An 18,356-nucleotide genomic window follows, 5' to 3' on the forward strand; every position below is an offset into this window, starting at 1 on the left:
CGGAGCGGCGACAGGGCCCTGCCGGAATTGCAGAATTACGCCCGATTTGGATGTGCGGTGCCGGTTCTCGTGCCGCTTTGGTGCTGACTACGGAGCATTGAGTGCGGCCCGCTTGTGGGCGAGGGGCGTCCTGCCTGCCGGCCCTAAGACACCCCAGACCACGCCTCCACGCGTGCCGCGCAGGCGTGGAGCCCAGGCCGACGCTGCTGTCGAGCGCCCTCCCGGAGCAATGCCGAGCCCGGATGGGGGCCTCCGGCCGGGCTCGGAGTGCAGGGGGACGGTCGCCCGCCTAGCGTGATCACCGAACGGAAGAACCACGCAGCCCGGCGTGCCACCGGTCCAGAAGGGCTTCGGCCATGTGGGCGTCGGCGCGGGCAGTGCCGGGCGCGCCACGGCTGACCGGTGCGCGCCCTTCAGCATCCCCCACACCCTCCGGGAGTTCGGCATGGCCCGTATCACCATCAACGGCGTGACGGTGGACCCACTGCTCCAGTCCGAGGAGCTGGTCGCCGCATCGCTGGTGTCCGAGGACGCTTCCTCGTCCAACTATCTGCTCGTGCAGACCACACACCCACCCACTGCCGAGGAGAAGGAACAACTCTCGGAACTCGGCGTGGTGATCCAGGAATACGTTCCGGACGACACCTATCTGTGCGGCTACCGGCCGAGCGATCTGGACGCCGTGCGCGCACTGCCCTTCGTGGCTTGGGCAGACGTGTACCTCAACGGCTTCAAGATCGGCCAGTCGCTCCGGTCGGCCCGGCTGCGCACGGGCGTCGCCGAACTGGCCGAGCCTCTCAACGGTGCGGGTCCGCGACCCCGCCTCGTCGACATCGTCCTGCACGAGGACGTCGACATGAGCGAGGACGGACTGCGGGACCGGATCGCGGCGGCGGCCGGAGTCAGCCACGGCGATGTACAGCCCGACGGCGACAAGGTCCGCATCACGGTCCGTGATGAGGACCTGCCCGCCCTTGCCTCGCTCGACGAGGTGAAGGAGATCGAGGAGGTCCCCGAGCGGGTCCTGTACAACACCGTCTCGGGCACCCTGCTGAACGCCCACGTGTCGCTCAACGGCACGAAGTTCCGGGGCGAGGGCCAGATCGTGTGCGTCGCCGACACCGGCTTCGACAAGGGCTCGACCACCAATGTGCACCCCGCATTCACCGGCCGGGTCAAGCGGCTGGTCGCCCTGGGTCGTACGAGCCCCGAGCGGATGGACGACCCCGACGGGCACGGCACCCATGTGGCGGGCTCGGTCCTCGGCGACGGTACGTCGGCGTCGATGGGCGAACCCGTCACCGGAACGGCTCCGGAGGCGAGACTGGTCCTGCAGTCCGTGATGGACGAGGACGGCTTTCTCTCCGGCATCCCGCGCAACCTCCGTAAGCTGTTCGAACCGCCCTTCCTGGAGGACGGGGCGCGGATCCACACCAATTCGTGGGGCCCGGTCACCCCGGGGCTGCCCTACAACCGGGCCGCGAATGAGGCCGATCAGATGGTCTGGGACAACAAGGACTTCGTCATCCTCTTCGCCGCGGGCAACGACGGCACGGACCGGGACGGGGACGGACGCATCAACATGAGGTCCGTCAGCGGTGAGACCGCGGCCAAGAACGTCATCACCGTGGGAGCCAGCGAGGGCGACCGGCCCGGGATCTCCAAGACGTACGGTCAGCTGAGGGGCGGAACGGTCCGGTGGCCGGTCCCGCCGATCCGCGATGACAAGATGGCGGACAACCCCGCCGGGATGGCGGCCTTCAGCAGCCGGGGCCCGTCCCAGGAGGGACGCTTCAAGCCCGATGTCGTCGCCCCCGGTACGGCGATCCTGTCCGCCCGCTCGCGGCTGGCGCCGGAGGTCACGGACTTCGGTGTCTCCACGGACCCCGCGTTCATGTTCGTCAGCGGTACCAGCATGGCCACCCCACTGGTGGCCGGATGTGTGGCGGTGCTGCGCGAGACGCTCGTGAAGAACGGCACCCCGAAGCCCAGCGCCGCGCTCATCAAGGCCATGCTGATCAACGGCGCCGACGAACTGGCCGGTCAGTACGTCCCCAGCGAGGCGGGCGCCTCGCCGAACAACAGCTCCGGCTTCGGCCTCGTCAACCTCCAGCGTGCCGTCGTCCTGCCGACCGACGCCGGCCGGGCGGGCTTCACCGACGCCGGGGAACTGGACCAGGGGGAGGAGCGTGCCTTCCTCATCAGCGTTCCGGAGGGAGCGGACCGCACTCTGAAGGTGACCCTCGTCTGGACGGACCCCCCCGGGTCGGCCCTGCAGAACGACCTCGACCTGGTCGTCCGCGCGGGCGGTCAGGAACGCCACGGCAACATGGGCACGGGTTCCGGCTTCGACCGCGTCAACAACGTCGAGCAGGTCCACTGGCTGGACATCCCCGCCGGGGAGGCCGAGGTCGTCGTCAGGGCTCACCGGATCACGCGGTTCGCCCAGCCCTACGCCGTCGCGTGGCGCATTCTCTGAGCATATACGGGCAATGTCCCGGCCCGTTCGGTCGGGCCGGGACGGCGGTCACGGGTCGGGCGGCATCCGACCTCCAGGACGGGGCGTCGGCTCCCGACGCGCACGACGAGAGTGATCCGCTGCCGGACGTCCGCCAGGCGGGCACCAACTGCAGCGGGCTCCGCCCGTCACGCTGCCGCCCCGTCACACGGTGTCGAGTTCGCCTGTCGGTGCTGAACCCATGCCCGGCCTGCCTCAGCGGCTCGGGTCCTGTAGGCGCGGAGCTCCGGTGTTCCCTGCTGGGTGCGGCTGGTCCAGTAGTCGGTGAGGGCTTCGGCGATGGCGTCGATCCCGGCAGGGGGTGCGCTCCAGTAGGCGGGGGCCTGAGCGGCCCATCGCTCGGCGTCGGCGGCGGTGTGACCGGTGAGGATGAGCTGCGGGACGAGGAGTGCGATGTCTGCCCACGCGGGGCCGCGGTAGGGCCATGCCCAGTCGAGGAGGGTGATGGTGTCGTCAGGGGTGACGAGGAGGTTGTCGGCGCGGAGGTCGCAGTGCAGCAGGGTGTCGCCATGCCCGTATTCCACGGGGAGGGGGCGGCCGCTGAAGATCGGGCTGTCCGCGAGCGGCGGGGCAGAGGGAAGGGGACATGGGGTGAGTGCTGCGTGTGCGTGACTCAGGGTCTCTGTCAGGGTGTGCAGGTCCGGTGATCCGGGGGCGAGGTCGGGGTGTCGGCCTGTGACGTAGTCGAAAGCGAGCGCGATCCAGCCGTTCGACTCGGGCGCTGTGAGCAGCGCCGGGCCGATATCGGCGGGCAGGGTCCGGGCGGCTGCCATCTCGGTGCGGTACATCCCGGCGGCGGGGTCATTGGCGGGGATCGCCTTGACGAACACCGGGCCGCGGGCGGTGTCGATCCGGACGCGGACCCCGGAGGTGTAGCCGCCAGCCACGGGGACCGGCACGCCGGTAATCGCGAGGTCGTGCGTAAGGCGGTCCCTCAGGGAGGCGGGCAGGTCATTCCAGTGACGCGCGGTCATCCGTCGATTCTCCTTGCCGGCACTGGCTGTGTCGGCTGTGAATGTCCGACGAGGCGCGCGAGTTGGGGGTGAACTTGTCGGGCGAGGAGGGTGGCGCCGAGCTCGGTGAGATGGACGCCGTCCGTCCACAGCGAGAGGCCGGGCAGGAGGTTCTCGGCCGCGTTCTGGAACGCCTGTTGCACGTCCACGTAGCGGGCCCCGGCGGTTGCGGCCGCGGCCGCGGCGATCGTGTTGTACGCGGCCAGCGTGTTGTTCATCTCGGCCACTGCGCCCTGATCGACGGCTCCGGCCCCCACCGCCGTCTCACCGATGCAGAGCACCTCCTTGCTGGCGGAGACGAGCACATCGAGCGTCCGCGCATACAGGTCGGCAAACTCCTCCGGCCCGACGCCCTCCGCTTCCCTGCCGGCCTGATGGGCGCGCCACACGTCGTTGATGCCGCAGCCGATGACCGCGACGTCGTACGGGGCCCCGCCGGCCTTCACGGTGTCGTGCACGATTCGGCGCACGTCGCGGATGGTTGCTCCGCCCTGAGCCCGGTTGTCGTGCTCGAAGAGCGTGCCTGGATGGTCGGCCTGGAGCGCCAGCGCGACGAGGTACGGGTAGCCGCGCCGTTGCCACCCTTCCACGGCCACCGTCGCGCCGACCGGCGGGAGCCGGGTCTGGTCCGACATCGCAGCCACGTGGGCCTGCAGGTGTTCCATGATGCTGGTCCCGAACCAGCCGACCCGCACGGTGCGCCCGCGGGTGACATGCTCACCCATGGGTCGTGCCTGTGGAGGCAGTCGCGGACGCACCGGCCTGGGCGCCGGGGGGCCAGGCGTACTCGCTGTACGTGACACCGTCGGCGATGTGCTGCAGGGCGATGCCGAGGTATGGGGGCATAGGCTCCGGGAGGTTGATGGCCTTGTGCCACTCCCAGCCCTGGCACTTGTCCGGCTCCGGGTTACCGATCTGGCCGTACCAGCGGTCGACCTCGAAGAAGAACGCGATCCGTCGCGACCCGGCGTGAGTGGAGACGTGGTGCATCAGGTGCACGAACCGTACGTCGCCGGGATTGACGGTGGCGGTCTGTCCCTCCCCTCGTAGCGTGGAGTCCGTGATTGCAGGGGAGGTTGGGATCCATGGGGTCCAAGCAACGGACGTACACGCCTGAGTTTCGTGAGGGTGCTGTACGGATCGTGATCGAGACGGGCAGGCCGATCCCGGAGGTCGCCGGGGAGCTCGGTGTGCATTCCGGCACGCTGCACAGCTGGGTGTCGCGGTGGCGGCGCAACGGGTCGGCGTCGTCCGACCGGCTGGCCGAGCCCGCGCAGGGCGGCCGTCTGCGCGAGGCCGAGCGTGCCGAGCTGGAGCGGTTGCGGCGGGAGATGTCGGAGAAGAACAAGCGGATACGCGAGCTGGAGATGGAGCGTGATGTCCTCAAGCGATGCATGGTCCTTTGGGTGAAGTGACCGGGACGGACCCGGCTGTCCTGGCCGTGTTCATCGGTAACCAGAGGACCGAGCACCGTGTCCCGCACCGTCTGGCCTGCCGTATTTTGGGGGTGTCGGAGTCCTGGTTCTACAAGTGGCGTGACAAGCCCGCCACCGCGCGTGAGGTCCGGCGGGGACGGTTGGCCGACGCGATCACGGGGATCTTCGAGGCCTCCGGCGGCACCTACGGTTCCCCGAAGGTCTGGGTCCTGCTCGTCCGCGCGGGCTGGCGGGTTTCGGTGAACACCGTGGCCCGCCTGATGGCCGAGCTCGGGTTGGCCGGACGGAAGGTCCGCCACCGGCGGGGGCTGACCCGGCCCGGGAAGCGGCCGGCGGCCCCTGACTTCGTGCGGCGGGATTTCACCGCGGACGCTCCGGACCAGGTGTGGTGCGGCGACATGACCGAGATCACCACCGGCGAGGGCAAGCTCTACCTGGCCACCGTCATCGACCTGTTCTCACGCCGGCTGCTCGGCTACTCGATGGGCGCCCGTCACGACGCGGAGCTGGTCGTGGCGTCCTCGCACATGGCCGCGGCCACCCGCGGCGGTGATGTGAAAGGCGTGATCTTCCACAGCGACCGAGGCAGCGAATACGGGTCCCGGCGCTTTCGCCGGGCCTGTCGCCGCCTGGGCGTGACCCAGTCCATGGGCCGCGTCGGGTCGTGTTTCGACAACGCCGTCAGCGAGGCGTTCAACAGCGTGCTCAAGGTCGAGTACGTCCACCGGCACACCTTCACCACCCGCACCGAGGCCCGGCTGAAGATCGCCACCTGGATCACCGGCTTCTACAACACCCGTCGCCTACACAGCGTGTGCGGATACCGGAGCCCGACCGACTACGAACGAGACCATCAGGCCGACCCCATCGTGGAGCTGGCCGCTTGAGACATCTCCACGGCCCAAGGGGATTGACAGCCGGGGGCGGAACCACCAGCTGGTGGTGGTGATCCCGTACATGACCACAGCGTCGTTCTCGGACCAGGTGACCAAGTAACCGAGCCGTGACAGGGGCCAGGTCCGTACAGTGATCTCGACCTCCTGATCCTTCTTCTCGGCGCTCTTGGCCTCCTCCGAGTCGGGGTCGACGACTCGCGTGCAGGCCATCGTCGACTGCCACGTCGGTTCGCCGAGCAGAGCCTCTACGTAGTCCTGCCGGACGCCCGGGGCGATCTTGCGGAGCTGAATTATGAGATACCGGCGGCGTCCGAGGGTGAGACGCCACCCCACCAGGACCGACTTGGCCAAGGTCATCAAGGCGACAATTACCCCGGCCAGTTGCCAGAGGTTCAGCGTGGTATTCATCGCCGCAGAATGCCGTACTCCGCCCCTCTCTGGCCGGAGAGTTCGGGGATCGACGTGGATCCGCACCCCTGTACTGCCCGTCGTCGCCCTCCGGCCGCCCACTTCGGCACTGCCGTGACGGCGGTGCCGAAGGCAGAGTCGGTCAACGGTGGTGCCACAGCCATTCGGCGAACAGCCCCACCACGATCTGATAGTCACCCCTGGCCGTCTGGACGATGACCTCTTGTTCCAACAACGCATCGATGACGCGGCTGCCCATCGGCGATTGCCCGGCCAGCTGGCCGCCCAGGCGCAGGTTCCCCGGGCCGCCGGTCAGTCCGGCGGTCAGCACCTCCCGGACGACCTCGGCCGGCAGACCGCCGACGGTGGCGTCGCCCGTGTGGAGAAGGTTGTCGAAGGCTTCCGAGCGAAGCGAGTTGGGTCCTTCGACGAGCAGCGCCGCGACTTCATCCACGTCTGCTGGACCGATCAGCGACTGTCGCCGGGAATTCACGTGATCGACAAGAAGACGGCAAAACATTTGAATGTAGTATGGGCTCCCCCCCGTGAGGTGAAGGATCCGCGCTACGGAATCCCCCCGGTAGCGGCTGGTTCCGTCGCCGAACGCTATAGGGTCGACGATCAACCTTTCCGCGGACATTTCGTCCAAGTATGCGAGGCGTTGCTGGCGGGTCGAGTGGAACGCCTCGGGGAACTCCGCGAGAAATCTCGCCATCCTTTCGTCGCCCACCATCACACTCCCAAACAACGCGCTCTCCGTAATGGCACGCCAGGACTCCATGTAGCTTCCGGGCAGAGTTCCGTCCTCGATGGCTGCATACAATGCGGTGAACTCGTCCAGCAGTAGAACCAGCCGAAATTCCCGGTATACCTCATTCGCCCTCATGCACCGGATGATCTCGCCCAGGTATCCCTCGAAGAGGGCTTGTGGGGAACCACTGTCGCGGAAATCGGCGAATACCGGCCGAGGGATTCCCAGGTCCGGAAACCCCTCGCTCTCCAGGCCGTCAAGCTCATTGAAGAATGCGACGGCGATACGGTACGGAATCACGGCATGAGTCAAATCGGAAGCGAGTTCGGCCAGGCTGAACCTCGCGGTGAGCATACCGGGCGGAAGTCTGCGCTGCAGCTGGAATAGGATCGATGACTTACCGACCCTTCGTTGGCCATGGAGCACTACGTGACCGCCCTGCTGGAGCGTGCGCGTCAGCTGCCGGATCAGTACGTCCCGGCCCAGGAACATGCTCTGGTCGACCACAGGCCTGGATGGGGAATACGGGTTCGGAATCGGTGCCCAGTCCTCTGGGCTCTGCTCGGCCGCCTCCGTTCGGAGTGCGCTGACCTCCTCTTCGGCGTCGCCGAAGGACCGGCGCTCGGTGTCGGGTCGACTCCTGTCCGATCCGGCCGGCGTAAGGGTGCTCTTGCCTGAAGCGGCTGCGAGCGCCCATCCCAGGTCCTCGAGGGATCCCTCGTACAGCCAGTCGACTTCGGGGTCCGTTCCGACGACGGGCTCGATCGGCACGAACCGGTCCTTCAGGGCCGGTTTCAGCATCTCCGCCATCAAGACGTACAAGGTCTTGGAGGCGGCGAAGCTGACGGGGTACTCCGCCTCGCGCAGGTGCTCCCCGACGAACGCGTTGGCTACGACTCGGCCGGCCTGCGACACGGCTGCCCCGGAAAGCCCCCTTCGGGTGTCCGCCACCTCACCCATGGAGGCCCCGACGCAAATCGTCACATCATGCTGGACCGCGACCGCGACCGCGGTCGGCAGGTCGGCCAGCAGCCGGCCCATGTCCCGCACGGCCGTCGGACCGTCCATCATGACCAGCAGGTCCGTTCGCCGAGTACCCGCCAACGGCTCCTCGGCGACCACCCCGTCGATACCTGCACGGCGCAGGATCGCGGTCAGGGAATCCCTGATGGCATTGATCGCCGCTCTCTCCGGGCGAGAAGCGGCCGTGCCGCTCAGGCCTCTGATTCTGCGGGCCTCGACCGCAAGGCACACGGCTTGTGCCACCTCCGGGGAACCGTCGGACGGTTCGCTTCCCACGTCCTCCAGCTCATACGGGAGGGTCATGTGCGACGTCAGCATCCGGCGGAAGCCCTCGTCCTGAAGGAGGAGTTCGGCGGGAAGCGCCCGAAGCAGAGGGCGCTGCAGGTGCCGCCGGGTCACCATTCCCACGAAGAAGCCGTCCCAGGTCACCAGCGCACCCGACGAGAACTTCAGTGCGGCTGCCGAGGCGGGCTGTACGACGTCGATGGTAAGCACTTGTTCCACGGCGGCAGTCCGAGCTGTGCCCTGCAGCTCAGTTGCTTCGTCCGACGACCCGAATCCGGTGATGAGTACCGGTGAGGGGGCTCCTTCCGGCATGCGCCCCCACCTCAGACGGGAGGGCAGGAGCCGCTCCCATTCCCCGCTGTCGAGAACGTTCTGCTCCGTTTCTACCAGGGCGGCGTCCACGGACCCTGTGCCCTTCCACACGGTTCGGCAAGGGATCTCGGTGCCGTCGGTGCGCACGATGCGCAGCCCCGTGGCGTCCACCGTGTGGGCACACGTCAGTACGAGACGGGGAGTCAGCAAGATGCCGGCCGCGACGGTTACAGCCGCTCCGTGTCCTCCTCTCACCCTGACGGCCCGCGGCGACTGGTGGAACGCCCGTGTCGGGGCCAGGGTCGGCGGCGCCTGCTGCTCTGCGGAAGGGAGTTCCTCGCCCGTGCCGTCTGCCAGGCCGGTGGCCCGGCCCTGAATCTGTGCCCTGAGGCCGGCGGTGACCAGACGCTTGGCTGTCTCGTCGAAGGTGATCGTGCAACCGCTGCCGAGCGGCGGGGCATCGTGCTCGATGTGGTCGAGGAGCTGCCTGCCCGACAGGTTGGTCAGGACCCTGAACTGGTAGTCGAGACGGACTTCCCTGCGGTGATACCCGATGAAGTCGAGCACGTTGAGCACGAGTTTGCCCGGGAAGAGCCCAAGGCCGACACTCAGTTGCCGAAGGAAATGAAAGGCGCTGGACAGTGGCCGCAGCAGGAGAAGCGTGTCCACTTCGGGAAGGTGGACGTTTCCGCCAAGGGCGTCGACAGAGAAGACGGCCTGTAGGTCGCCGTTCCTGAGAGAGGAAAGCGTCTCCTGGCGCATCTCAGGGTGGTCCCTCGCAATGAGAGTGGCGGCTCGGAAGCCGGCGTCGCGGAAGCATCGGGTCATCATTTCGGCCTGTGCAGCGGACTCGCACATGCCTACGGCCCGCATGGTCCTCACATCGGGAACCGTGTCCTGCAAGGCGCGGATGACCAGTCGTGCCCGCGCCTCAGCTGCGGTCTGCAGCTCGTTCCGCGAAGACCGGCCGTGCTCTCCCTGCTGCCGACCCAGCCCTTGGTAGTCGGCGCCGTTCGCGAAGCCGAAATAGTGGAGGGGCGTCAGGAGGCCCATCGCCAAGGCGTCGGGAAGGCGCATCTCCGCAGCGATACGACCCTCGAAGAACTCCTCGTGGATTGCGGCGCCGTTCGTCCGTTCGGGGACCACCGAGAGGACGAGTAGCTCCCTCGGTGCGAAGTGCTCCATGATGTTGGTGAGCATCCGAATTCCCATGGTGTGGAATTCGTCGATGACGATGACATCGAAGTGATCAGGTGCCAGCGTTTCCAGAACACGGTCGAGGGATTGCCACGTGGCAAAGACGTGATGGCCGCGTTCGAGGGATCCCGTGCCAGGCAGGGACTCTCCGAACCACCGGGATCCGAGGACCGATTCGTAGGTCTCGCGCGCCTGGTGCACCGCTTCCACCGAGCCCGCGACGAAGAGCAGACGCAAGTCCTGGTCGTGCTGCCGGCAAAGGTGCTGATAGTCGAAGGCGGTGGTCACGGTTCTGCCGGTGCCGGGGGGAGCGATGAGGAGATTGCGGTGCCGGTCGTGCAGGTCGCGCTCGGTGTTCAGACGGTCAAGCATCTGGAGCTGATGGGCACGCAACATCACCGCACCGCCGCCCCTGGGGTCGTCGGCGGCGACTCCCACGTCCGGTGCAGGCTCGGGGAGATCGTCCGGCACTGCCAGGGCGCCATCCCCCTCGCCGGCGCCGGGCCGGTCCAGGGCGTCGAGGCCTGATGGGGACTCGGTGAGTTCGACGCCCAGAAGGCGTGCCGTTGCGGCAGCAGCTTGGGCCACCGGCCGCAGCCCGGTCGGTAGCATCTCCTGGCTCGTGGGTGAGTGAACGGCGGCGCCGATGCCGTGCGGGGCCTGTGGGTGAGCCCGGAGATGGTCGGTGAGGGCGAAGTGGGCGTCCCACGCCTGGTCGCGGCTCAGCAGCCCGCGCAGATGCGTCGCCGCATCCGGGAGGAACCGGTACACCATGTCGGCCCCCTCGTGCCGTGTTGCTGCGAGGAGTCCGGCGGTAAGGAATTCCGCGGTGTCGGCCAGGGACGCGTCAGGCACGATGCGCTCACGGAGGACGTCGAGGACGGCGAGGGTGAATGCGTCGAGTGACGAGGCGGCGATCGCCAGCCGGACGGCGGGTGATTGCCGGTTGTCCGTGAAGGCCCGGGCCGCGGCCGTGATGTGTGGGCCGGTTGCCGGCACATCAGGTGGTGCGGAGCTTGCTCGTGGACTGCGGGTCCTGGAGGGTACTCGCCCCGAGGCCGGCACGAGGACCGCTTCGCAGCCACTGGGGTCGGTGCGCATCAGGGCGTGCGCCCAGGCGAGGACCTGGTGGGCATCCATCTGCAGTACGGGCAGCGCCTGCCAAGGCTGCGTGCGAGGGGCGTCTTCGCGGAACAAGCGGGGACGGCGGTAGGCGAGGAGCCCTCCGGGGGATGCCGGCACCGAGGCGGTGGCGACGGTCCGGGGCAAGTCGAGGCCGGTGCGCTGCCACAGGCGTTTGGGAAGCGGGTTGATCAGGGCCACAGGTGCCGTCCGCCCCCACTTGTGGAGCGTCTGCCACAGCTCGCTTCGGCGCCAGGCGGGAGTCGCGCAGTCGGAGACAACGAGCAGGAGCCGGTCGGCGGGCTGGGTGTGGCGGGGATCTGACGGGTCCATGGGCAGAAGCCGGCCATGGTGGTCGCGCAGTACCGGTTCGCCCTGCGGTGGGTGTTCGAGGTGCCACACGTGGACTCTGCGGAAGGCGGACAGGGCCCACAGCATCCGGGTGAGGGCGAGTGAGGTCTCGTCCCAGACGGCCATGGAGGTGCCTCGGTCCACAGCCACGACGGCCTCCAGCCAGGGCTCTGCGGCGGGCGCGAGCTGGGGGACAAGCAGACCGGTACGTGTGTAGTGGTCGACGGTGGCGTCCAGATCGAGACGCTGATGGACCCTGGACGGCCGGAAGCGCCGCAGCGGGCGTAGGGCACGGCCGATGTCGAGCGCGTTCGGCAGCGCCGGGGCCCGGCCGATGCTCAGGGGACTGCCAGGGATCGAGTGGCTGCTGCTTTCGTCCTTCAGCCAGACCGAGGCAGCCCCCGAAGTGCCCGCGTCCGAAGTGGTTCCGATGGCCGGCGCGTCATCGGAACCATCGGTGTCCGCGTCGGGCGGCACGGCCGCGTCGGCGGCCGGTTCGTCAGGGGCCGAGGCCGGATCGGCGGGGATACCGTCCGCCCTGCCGGCGCCGGATCTGGCGGCTGCGAGAACAAGAGCGTCGAGAGCCTCCCGGATGTCCCCCTCCGCGTCGGTGCCGATGTCATCCAGGTTGACGCCGGCCAGGACGGCCAGCAATCGAGCGGCCTTGTTCTCAGCCACGCCCGAGCCCTTGGAAGAGCAGCTCCTGCAGCCGCTTCCGCTGCTCGTCGTCCTGGACGCGTGCGCCGCGCAGGAGGTGGACGGCGCTCAGCAGCTGATCGACGGCGAGGTTCTCACCGCGGTTCAGCCGGTCGACGAAGGCGTTCACGAGGTCCTCGGTGGTGTCTTCCTCCATCTTCTCCAGGTGGGCTTCGACGATGCCGGTGAGGGCCTTGGCCGTGAGCGCGGGCATCCTGAAGCGTACGCAGCGCCGTAGAAAGGGGGCGGGGAAGTCACGCTCGCCGTTGCTGGTGAGGATGATGACGGGAAATTCCGAGCACTCCACCAGGCCGTCCTTGATGTCCTGTCGGACACCCGGGTCGGTGGTGCGGACCGTGACGTGACTCCTCGAATGCCTGGCGAGTTCGGGGATCTCGTAGCGCCCCCGTTCCAGGACATCGAGGAGGTCGCTGGGCAGATCCAGATCGCTCTTGTCGATCTCGTCGATCAGCAGCGCGCGAGGGAGTGGTCCCGGCAGCAAGGCGGTGCCGAGCGGGCCGAGTTGGACGAACTCTCCGAGGTCCTCGCGCACGAGTCGGCTGGCGCGGCGCAGGGCCCGTCCGTGCTTGGACGTGGCGGGACGGCCGATCGCACGAAGGTTGTAGGCGTGGATGCGGCCCAGGGCGTCATATCGGTACAGCGCATCGGCGAGTGTGCTGCGGGAGGTGATGTGCCAGCGCAGCACACTCCCGAGCCCGAGTTCGGTGGCGATCTGCTCGATGACGGAGGACTTCCCGGAGCCGGCTGGTCCGGTCAGCAGCAGAGGCCGACGCAGGTGGAGCGCGGCGTTGACCGCGTCGACCAGTTCGGGATCCGCGCGGTAGGTGCTCGCCGGAGACAGCGCCTGCATGGGGTCGGCCGTGCCCGTCGGCGCGTGCCACGGAGGAGGGGGAGGGAGCCTTCGAAGCTGCTCCGTCGCGCTTCCCGTACCCGAGTAGTACGGAGTCCAGTTCATGCCTGCTCCTTCGGCGTCACGTCTTGCGGGGCGACGACCGCCCGGCCGGCACGCCGTTGACAGAACTCCTGCCAGTGCGCGTCGTGCCACGTCGTACGGATGTCGGCCAGATCATCGGGAATGCCGTTCAGCTGCTCCTGGAAGGCACTGATGAGTTTCGCAGGCAGCGTGTCCCAATGCTCCGCGACCGCGTCCTGCAGCGACGGCCTGCCGCGGACACTCTCACCCCGAGGCCAGATCAAGGCGGGCGTGTGGATGAGGAGTTCCTCCAGCATGATGTCGAAGTCCTTCTCCGGCAGGGCGTCCACGCCCCATACACAACTGCCCTCACGACGGCGGCCGAGCAGTTCCTGCAGCGCCTCGACACTGTCGAGGTCATCCGAGCCGAGCCACGAGGGGCCGCATTTGGCGCTGCTCTCCAAGAAGGACACCAAGCGCCTGCCCGTGTGGAGCATCTCGTCGAGGGGCACACCAGACGGCGGTGTCAGCAGCCCCGACCAGCGGGTCGTGACGTCGTAGTCGACACCCAGCATGCGTCTGCCGCGCACCACCTTCCACTCCTCCGGAGGGGAATCCAGAAGCAGAGAGGTCGGGACCGACACATCGACCGCCACCAGTGGCTCGCCCGCGGCCGCCAGCCAGGACAAGGCCCACAGGCGGGCCTTGTCCAGCGCGGCCACCGGGGCACCCGGCACCGGCCCCGGCTCGCACGGGAACTCCTCGGAGTGCACCACGGCCGAGCCGAACAGCAGCGAGGCCTCCACTCGGACGACGTCCTCACCGCCGTCGTCGGCGGCTACCAGGACCAGGCGGGGTGTGGCCCCGCGTAGTTCGTTCAATCGGCTGTTCAGCGCGGTGCCCGCACCCGATCCGGCTGCCCAGACGACGAGCGGCTGCGGGAGGGCATCCGAGGGACCGATCAGATGGGCGAGGGCGGCGATGAAATGCACCAGGGACCGGCTCTGTCCCGCAGGGGCCACCGTCGACTGGCACAGGACTGCGTACTCCACCGTGTCGCGCAGGGAGGGGCAGGGCAGCCGGACCGCCACCTCCAGCGGGAACCCGGCGCGTACCGCCGCCTTGCGGAGCAAGTTGTCGGTAAGAGCGTCCCCGAAGGTCTCCTGGAGGACGGCAACGGCCGCAGTGCACACACTCAGATCACGCTCGAACTCGACCACCCGTCGGACCGCAGGGTGGGCAAGGCGCTCCGGCCCCAGCCCGGCGATCCAGTCCTTCAGCTGTTCCCGGCTGCTGATGTCGCCCGTGCCCTCCAGTGGGCCCAGCAGCTTGTGCAGTCGCTCGTACGCTGGCAGACCGAGAGCGCCGGCGGCGCGCCGGCTCGCTGATCTGACGTTGCGGGCCAGCCACAGCGATTCACCGGGCGCGGGGGCGCCGTCGAAGACGAAGCCGCCGGGTTCCTGGGTGTGGATACGGCCGCGAAGTTCCTTGAGCAGCGGCTCGTCGACGGCCAGGAACTCTCCGGCACCGGGGACCCCGCTCTCCAGCAGCTCGGCGAGCTGGACACTCAGGTTCATGTGCCAGGCCGGCAGATGGGCGGAGGCGGCGAACAGCATCGCCAGACGCAGGCCGCCCTGCTGCAGCCCGGCCGTCGCGGACTGCGGGTCCAGAAGCGCGGCGGCCGCGTGGCAGGTGTCGATGACGGCGATCAGACCATTGGGTCCGGTTTCGTTCGTCATCGTGCCGATCAGGGAGGGAACGTGCAGCTGGTGGAGCGCTCCGTCCTGGGCGCTGCCCGATGTCACGAAGTACAACGGGCCGCCGCAGCCCCCCGTTCCGTGGCCAAGCAGCGCCAGGATCAGCGCGCCGCGGTCCTCTCTGGCCCGCTCAACTGCGGCGGAGAGAGCCTTCTCGACAGCTGATTTGCCGAGCGAGGTGCCCACGAGCAGGGACCCCGTTTCACCCTCACCGCGGTCGAGGCAGGCACCGAGATCCTGGTCCACCAGAGCCCGGTGCAGGCGGCGCGCCGCGTCTTCCAGACCCGGCAGTCTCTCCGCACCCCGGCACTGGGCTCCCACCACCAGCACATGGCGAGCCACCGGAGAAGTGACAGCGCCCGTCACGGCACGAGAGCCTCGACGATCGGCCTGGACACGTCCGCGTGCTCCAGGTACTTGGTCGCCGTATGGGTCCATAGTCCAGCGGACTTCACGGGCGCGGTCTGCGCCTTTACCCCTGTGCTGCTCGGCGCGATCCAGTCCGCCAGCCGGGGACGCCCGACCACGATGTCGTTCCGGTCCCAGAAATTGAGCCATGCCCCCACGCCTTCCGGGCAGGACGGCGGCCGGGGTACCAGACGCTGCAGGACGACACCGCCGAGTGCAAGGGGGGAACCGAGCGTCACCCACAGTGCGACCGGGCCCTCGTATTCGTGCAGGGCCTCGTAGGCTACGACCGTACCCAGGGAATGCGAGACCAGGACGAGTGGACGGGCGGGATCCAGCCCCTCCAATACCCGGGAGCGAACGGCCGCGCCAAGAGCGGCTTTGTCGCCCCGCCGATTCAAGTACCGCGCGACCTGGGAGAGATGCAGGGCGAACGCCTGACCGTTCGCCCATTGCCCACTCTGGCGAAGACCGGGCAGCTGTACCAACGTCGTGGTCGCCCAGACCAGCCGCCGTGCGAATGCCCCCGGTCCCTGACTGCCGGATGACAGTCCGTCGAGGTGGTGCCGCGCCTGCTCGATGAGCCGGGCATCGGGCGTCCCGGTGTCCGGTGGAAACTGCTCGGCGAGCTCATCCACCATCGCCTCCAAGAGGGCGGCAACGATCTGTTCCTCGAGCGGATCCAACTCCGCTTCCGCCAAACCTCCCTGGGCGCCTCTGGCAGTGAACAGAATGCTGTAGTCGGCGAAACGGACATCCGCCAGCCAGCCTTGGGTGAGTGCCGAGACAAGTTCCGGCTTTCCGGCCGCGCGCACACCGGTGGCCAACGCCGCTAGCCATTCACGTCGTTCCGCCTCCGGGTCGCGGAGGCCACCAATTCCGTGAACGAACAAGAGTTGCGGATGCGCCGTCACCACTATGAGCCTCCCCCGGGCCTCTACCGTGCGTAGGTCATCCTGCCCTGCCCAGAGCACGGACGGTACTCGATGCGCTGAACACGGTCTCCGGCCATCGCGAACATGGCACCTCCAACTGCGCCCAGACGGCCACGATGACTATCGGCGCGCCAGGGATTCAGCTGCGACCACAAGATGCCCCTGCGATTACAGCCGCAGCAAGGGCCGTTGCCAAGCGGGCGAGTGCAGCTGGGTACATCGCGCTGTCTCGACGAGCTAGGTAGCCGGCAGCCGCTGCGGCCCGTCCAGCAAACACGATCAGGGTCAGTGCAGTGAACAGGATCAGGGTCAGTTTCGACGTGCGGCCACACTGCCCAGAGTCGTGAGCGCACTACGCAGGGGCCATCGCCTTCGCGAACGCGGCGGCGCTTAGAGGTCGTGCTGTTCGAGCAGCAACTGGCGACCTTACGCCCCTCGCGACCAGTCGGCCCGGCCACCGGCACTCGGAAACCAGTACCGTTCCCCGGAGGCTGATCCGGCGAGCACTCATCCGCGAGAACCGCTTGCGCATGAGACGGGGCCCCGGTGTTCCCTGACAGTCTTCGAGGATCGTCAACTGGCTGCGTCGAGGAGGTCAAGGACGACGAGGGCGATCGGGCGCGGTGTCATTAGGGGGTTGTCGCCCAGGGCGCTCTGCATACCGGTGAGCGGAGTGAGAGCCTTGGCGCCTGCAGGCGGGAGGCCAGTCGCTGCTGCGAGGACCGAGGCGAGTAGAACCTGCTGATGGGCGATATCGGTGCCACGGGGAACATCGGAGGACCGCCACAGCGGCGTGCTCATGTCGATACTGTCCGGTTGAAGGACCGCGGCAAGGACCGCTTCTTCCGCTTCCGGGTCACGACGCAGCCTGTGAACGGCAGCATCAACCAGGTGAGCTGCCGCGTAGTCCTCGCCGAGCCGGTGCAGTCGCTCGCTGAGCCGGAGGAGGAGGATGGGCACATGCGTAGGTGGCGCGAGGCCGATGGTGACCTCGCATGCCTGTTCCCAGGTCCAGTCCGAACGGCCTTTCGATCCCAGCATGGCGCCGAGATTGCGGTAGAGGCTCTGAGCATGTGGATCTTCGGGGAGCAGGCGCGCAAGAGCAACGCGCCGCCAGCCGGTGACGTACATGTCGATCACCTCGTCGGTGATCAAGGCAGGCGCCTGCACACGACCAGGCCGCTGGATCAGGCGATTGAGGAGTGCCTGCCTGGATACAGGGCTTACCGGGGCAGATCCCACCAGGTCAAGGACAGAGCGTGGATCACCGCCGGGGTACCCGGCCTCGGCAGCCTGGACGGCAAGGTCCATGAGCTGAGGATCCGATGGATTGGACTCGCAGTACCAGGTCAGGACCTGCCGATCGCGTAGCAGTTCGGGGTCACGGAGGATGGCATCCTGCAGCGCACGACCAACCTCCGGCTTGCGGTGGGCGGCAGGGGCGAGAGCGGACCACACCTGGGCCTGTTTAGAGTCTCGCTGGCCCAATCTGCCGGCAAGGCGCTCAACGAGCTGGTTGGCGCACTGCTGTTGGAGCGGGGCCCAATTTGCCACGATGAGCTCGACTAGCTGGGCGTCAGAGGAATCGCTCAGGTACTCGAGATCGACGCTGACAGGACTACCGTTGTGCCTCTCGAGAACGCCGTCCAGGAGAGTGACATCGCCCAGAAGCAGCATGATCACCCAGGCTGTACGGCGTTCGGCATCCAGGTCCACTGCATAGGAACGCAAGTCCGCCCGGCACTCCTGCCGTAGTCGCTCCAGTGCATCCCGGCGACGGCTTGGCTGGACCACCCTCTGAGTCGTGCCGCTCCTGGCCGATGCGAGTGTTCGAGCCAGTGTCGTGACGGCGGCTCGGCGTACCGCGGGATCGACATCGGACCTCCAGTCCTCCAAGAGGTCGATGACCACGTCGGCGTCGGTACCGCGACGTGCAAGTTGCTGGGCTGCCACTACCCTCAGCGCTGGTTCAAGGGGGGACAACAGGGCCGCAGCATCAGCGACGATCTGGGCGGCCGTCGGTCCACGCTGTGGGCCGTAGCCGTATAGCACTCCGACGACCTCAGGCTCGCGCCCGTTCAGCGCCTGGCGGGCGTATGTCAGGACCTCCGGAACTTCCGGCCACACACCGATGATCCAGCCTCGTGCGGTCGCGTGATCCTGAGAAGGGACTACATCGAGGCAAAGCAGAGCCAGGTCACGGCCGGAGTGGTTCTCTAAGAGCTCGTAACAGGATCTTGATGAGATGTTGTGGTCAGCCGTGACCGGTGTGACGATTCGGCCGTTCGTGGTGGTGTGAGTACTCGGCCGTGGA

General features: G+C 67.9%; 12 protein-coding genes. 3 read left to right on the plus strand and 9 right to left on the minus strand.

The annotated features are described in order from the left end of the window. Positions 1-445: 445 nt before the first annotated feature. Positions 446-2,479 (plus strand): S8 family serine peptidase, encoded by a 2,034-nt coding sequence (locus tag ACFWTC_RS28810; RefSeq protein WP_384030083.1) that lies wholly within the window; start codon positions 446-448, stop codon positions 2,477-2,479. A 167-nt stretch (positions 2,480-2,646) separates the two neighbouring features. Here the strand turns inward: ACFWTC_RS28810 and ACFWTC_RS28815 are convergent, their stop codons facing one another. Genes ACFWTC_RS28815 through ACFWTC_RS28825 form a run of 3 tightly spaced genes read right to left on the minus strand, consistent with a single transcriptional unit; the run spans position 2,647 to position 4,530 of the window. Beyond that, positions 2,647-3,492, minus strand: coding sequence for a hypothetical protein (locus ACFWTC_RS28815; protein ID WP_384030085.1), 846 nt, complete (start codon positions 3,490-3,492; stop codon positions 2,647-2,649). Beyond that, positions 3,489-4,256: a GDSL-type esterase/lipase family protein gene (locus tag ACFWTC_RS28820; RefSeq protein WP_384030087.1), complete on the minus strand. Its 768-nt coding sequence runs from the start codon at positions 4,254-4,256 to the stop codon at positions 3,489-3,491. The genes ACFWTC_RS28815 and ACFWTC_RS28820 overlap by 4 nt, the downstream gene beginning before the upstream one ends. Then, a complete protein-coding gene (locus ACFWTC_RS28825) occupies positions 4,249-4,530 on the minus strand; it encodes a hypothetical protein (protein ID WP_384030089.1) in 282 nt (93 codons plus the stop codon). Before ACFWTC_RS28825 ends, ACFWTC_RS28820 begins: the two co-directional genes overlap by 8 nt. Before the next feature lie 86 nt (positions 4,531-4,616). Between ACFWTC_RS28825 and ACFWTC_RS28830 the strand changes: the two genes are divergently transcribed. After that, the gene (locus ACFWTC_RS28830) at positions 4,617-4,946 is read left to right on the plus strand and encodes a transposase (protein ID WP_384030091.1); all 330 of its coding nucleotides are present in this window, start codon (positions 4,617-4,619) and stop codon (positions 4,944-4,946) included. A gap of 92 nt (positions 4,947-5,038) precedes the next feature. Then, entirely contained in the window at positions 5,039-5,854 is an 816-nt protein-coding gene (locus ACFWTC_RS28835) for an IS3 family transposase (protein ID WP_384030093.1), read from the plus strand. Here the strand turns inward: ACFWTC_RS28835 and ACFWTC_RS28840 are convergent. The 6 genes from ACFWTC_RS28840 to ACFWTC_RS28865 form a co-directional block, all read right to left on the minus strand. Next, a complete protein-coding gene (locus ACFWTC_RS28840) occupies positions 5,771-6,271 on the minus strand; it encodes an ETEC_3214 domain-containing protein (RefSeq protein WP_384030095.1) in 501 nt (166 codons plus the stop codon). The two genes, ACFWTC_RS28835 and ACFWTC_RS28840, sit on opposite strands and share 84 nt — an antisense overlap. A 142-nt stretch (positions 6,272-6,413) precedes the next feature. Beyond that, a complete protein-coding gene (locus ACFWTC_RS28845; protein WP_384030097.1) occupies positions 6,414-11,990 on the minus strand; it encodes an SAV_2336 N-terminal domain-related protein in 5,577 nt (1,858 codons plus the stop codon). Then, entirely contained in the window at positions 11,983-12,984 is a 1,002-nt protein-coding gene (locus ACFWTC_RS28850) for an AAA family ATPase (protein ID WP_384030099.1), read from the minus strand. Before ACFWTC_RS28850 ends, ACFWTC_RS28845 begins: the two co-directional genes overlap by 8 nt. After that, positions 12,981-15,041, minus strand: a complete 2,061-nt coding sequence (locus ACFWTC_RS28855) for a hypothetical protein (protein ID WP_384030101.1) — start codon at positions 15,039-15,041, stop codon at positions 12,981-12,983. The genes ACFWTC_RS28850 and ACFWTC_RS28855 overlap by 4 nt, the downstream gene beginning before the upstream one ends. Before the next feature lie 20 nt (positions 15,042-15,061). Then, positions 15,062-16,021, minus strand: a complete 960-nt coding sequence (locus tag ACFWTC_RS28860) for a hypothetical protein (protein WP_384030103.1) — start codon at positions 16,019-16,021, stop codon at positions 15,062-15,064. 594 nt (positions 16,022-16,615) lie between these two features. Continuing rightward, on the minus strand, positions 16,616-18,356 hold a 1,741-nt coding region (locus ACFWTC_RS28865), incomplete at its 5' end, for a hypothetical protein (protein WP_384074775.1).

The organism is Streptomyces sp. NPDC058619 (assembly GCF_042717785.1).
Lineage (GTDB): Bacteria > Actinomycetota > Actinomycetes > Streptomycetales > Streptomycetaceae > Streptomyces.